The sequence below is a fragment of the Reyranella sp. genome (assembly GCF_050185545.1).
GTDB lineage: Bacteria > Pseudomonadota > Alphaproteobacteria > Reyranellales > Reyranellaceae > Reyranella.
The window spans coordinates 78293-81194 of the sequence record NZ_JBFWZI010000010.1; the positions used below are offsets into that span (position 1 = coordinate 78293).

3 protein-coding genes are annotated in these 2902 nt (G+C 66.7%); 2 read left to right on the plus strand and 1 reads right to left on the minus strand.

Annotation, left to right across the window (positions count from 1 at the left end; translation table 11 throughout):
* Positions 1 to 197, minus strand: a 197-nt coding sequence (locus AB7O82_RS04785) for a DUF4326 domain-containing protein (protein WP_428618737.1), incomplete at its 3' end; no start/stop codon positions are given.
* 211 nt (positions 198 to 408) lie between these two features.
* On the opposite strand from AB7O82_RS04785, the gene AB7O82_RS04790 reads away from it, so the two are divergent.
* Positions 409 to 1041, plus strand: coding sequence for an NADAR family protein (locus AB7O82_RS04790; protein ID WP_428548935.1), 633 nt, complete (start codon positions 409 to 411; stop codon positions 1039 to 1041).
* Positions 1042 to 1153: 112 nt separating this feature from the next.
* On the plus strand, positions 1154 to 2857 hold the full coding sequence (locus tag AB7O82_RS04795) for an N-acyl-D-amino-acid deacylase family protein (protein WP_428548932.1): 1704 nt from the start codon (positions 1154 to 1156) through the stop codon (positions 2855 to 2857).
* Positions 2858 to 2902 lie beyond the last annotated feature (45 nt).

Sequence of the window (2902 nt, forward strand, 5' to 3'; positions counted from 1 at the left end):
TCCGCGGCACTCAACGCCCTCATCTCCTCGGGGGACATGCTGCCCTCGAGCCAGCGCCGGTGCAGCTCGACGGCCTTCTCCCGACCATGAATGCTGACCAGAAACGGATTGCCGAACAGGCTCGGGCGGCCGCAGTAGATCGTCCCGGCCGGTTTTCGCCAACCCGCCGTGCGCCGCATCTGGATTCGCTCTGGCATCGCAATCCGTGTGTCCACGTGTGCCCTCGCAAACAGTTGTTTCGCCTCGCAATTTTCTATCGCGCAGAGGCAAGCGCCTCCGTGATCAATAAAGGTCATCATCGGGACGGGAGTTGCATCCTTCGCCCGAAATTCGGCGGGATTGATCGGTACCGGCTACCCGCATCGCCACTGCGCCATCCAGGTTGCGGGCTTCCGAGACGAGGCGAACATGAAGGTCGTGCTGAAGGACGGGCTGATCGTGCTGATCCCTCAATCAGACGAGGAATCATCTGCACTCGTGCACTGGAAGTCGGCTCACGCCGACCACGTGCTGGCTGTCCGCGCGGACCAGTCCGATGTTTCTGCCGTCGAGCTGCACGATCTCGGTCCTCGCACAGAGGCGTGCCGCGAGCCCCTGAACGTCGTCAGCACGAGCACGGACCCGCTGGCCAAGATCATCAGCAATCTCGCCACCACTCCGTTCGAGCTCGATGGTCAGCGCTACCTGTCGGTCGAATCGTTCTGGCAGGGGTTGAAATTCCCGGACGAGGCGGAGCGTCGGCGTCTCGCCGGGCACGAGGGCCCACGTGCCCGATCGGAAGGCTTGCGCCAAAAATACGAAAAGACGATCCGCTACGGTGGGCAGCAGATCGCCGTCGGTGCATGGGATCACTGGCATCTGATGGAAAACGCCTGCCGCGCCAAGTTCCAGCAGAACGAGGACGCGCGCGCCGCCCTTCTGGCGACCGGGGATCGCCCCCTCGTCCATGTCGTCCGCCGCGACAGCCGGTCGATCCCAGGCGTCATCATGGCCCAGATCTGGATGCGCCTGCGCACCGAGCTCAGGAAGACCGGACGCTGATCCTCACCATGCAGCTGGCGCAGGCCACGTCGGCGGACGAGGCAACCAAGGTGGCTTGCCCCGACGACTCCGCTCTCGATACGATGCGAGGCGTCGACCTCGGAGCAGCTGCATGTCCTCTCCCAGCCTGGTGATCCGCAACGGCACGATCGTCGACGGCACCGGCGGCGATCCCTACGAGGCCGATCTCGCCATCACCGACGGGATAATCACGGCGATCGGCGGAACCATCACCCGGGGCCGCGAGGAGATCGACGCGCGCGACAGGCTGGTCACGCCGGGCTTCGTCGACGTGCACACGCACTACGACGCCCAGGTGACGTGGACCGACCGCCTGTCGCCCTCGACCTGGAATGGCGTCACGACGGTCCTGCTCGGCAATTGCGGCGTCGGCTTCGCACCCTGTCATGCCGACCAGCACGATCTGCTGGTCAACCTGATGGAAGGCGTCGAGGACATCCCCGAGGTGGTGCTGACCGAAGGCCTGCCCTGGAATTGGCACAGCTTCCCCGACTACCTCGATGCCATCGGCGCGCGATGCTACGACGCCGACATCGCCGCCCAGGTGCCGCACGCAGCCTTGCGCGTCTATGTCATGGGCGAGCGCGGCGCCGATCGCGAGCCGGCCACGGAGCAGGACCGCCAACGCATGGCCGAGCTCACGGCCGAGGGCCTGCGCGCCGGCGCCTTCGGCTTCTCGACCTCGCGAACGCTCAACCATCGCGCCGCCGACGGCAGGCACATCCCAACCCTGCGGGCCGAGGAAGCCGAGCTGACGGCGATCGCCCACGCCATGCGCGAGACGGGCATCGGCTGGATGCAGATCGTCTCCGACTTCGAGGACGAGGACGGCGAGATCAATCTGTTCCGCCGGCTGGCGCGCGAATCGTGCCGACCGGTCACCATCTCCCTGCTGCAGTCGGATGCGCGGCCCGACGGCTGGCGCACGCTGATGTCGCATATCGATACGGCGAATGCCGAGGGCCTGCGCATCACCGCCCAGGTCCGCTCGCGTCCGACCAGCGTCCTGCTCGGGCTCGAGCTGTCGCAGAATCCTTTCATGGGTCGGCCGACCTACAAGGCGATCGCCCATCTGCCGTTTGCCGAACGCCTTGCCCGGCTTCGCCAGCCCGCGTTCCGCGATCGCATCCTGGCCGAGGCCTTCGAGGGCAGCCGGCGCGCGCGGAGAGTGGAACGCTGGGATCGCATGTTCCCGCTCGGCGATCCGCCGGACTACGAGCCCCGGGCCGAGAGCAGCATCGCCGCGCACGCGCAGCGCCAAGGCCGCTCGCCCGAGGAAGTGGCCTACGACCTGCTGATTGGGGGCGATGGCAGGGGCATCCTATACTTGCCGGTCACCAACTACGCCGCCGGCAATCTCGACGTGGTGGGCGAGATGATCGCCGCACCCAATTCCCTGATCGGGCTCGGCGACGGCGGCGCCCATGTCGGCATAATGTGCGATGCCACGGCCACCAGCTACACCCTGACCCATTGGACGCGCGATCGCCGGCGCGGCACGCTGTTCCCGCTCTCCTGGGGCATCAAGCGGCTCGCCGCCGACAATGCCATCGCTCTGGGGCTCGGCGACCGTGGCCTGCTGAAGGTCGGCATGAAGGCCGACATCAACGTGCTCGACTACGACAACATGTGCCTGCGCCGCCCCGAGATCGTCTACGACCTGCCTGCCGGCGGCAAACGCCTGATCCAGCGCACCGATGGCTTCGACGCCACCATCCTCTCGGGCCAGGTGGTCTACTGCCACGGCGAAGCGACGGGTGCTTTGCCGGGCAGGTTGCTGCGGGCGGAGGCCTAGGTGGCACGTTCCTCCTTCTCCTCCCCAGCGTCTTCGCTGGGGAGG

What these genes read in the sequence shown, in the direction of transcription:
- AB7O82_RS04795 (WP_428548932.1), top strand. Translation starts at nt 1,154, where the DNA reads ATGTCCTCTCCCAGCCTGGTGATCCGCAACGGCACGATCGTCGACGGC.
- AB7O82_RS04790 (WP_428548935.1), top strand. Translation starts at nt 409, where the DNA reads ATGAAGGTCGTGCTGAAGGACGGGCTGATCGTGCTGATCCCTCAATCA.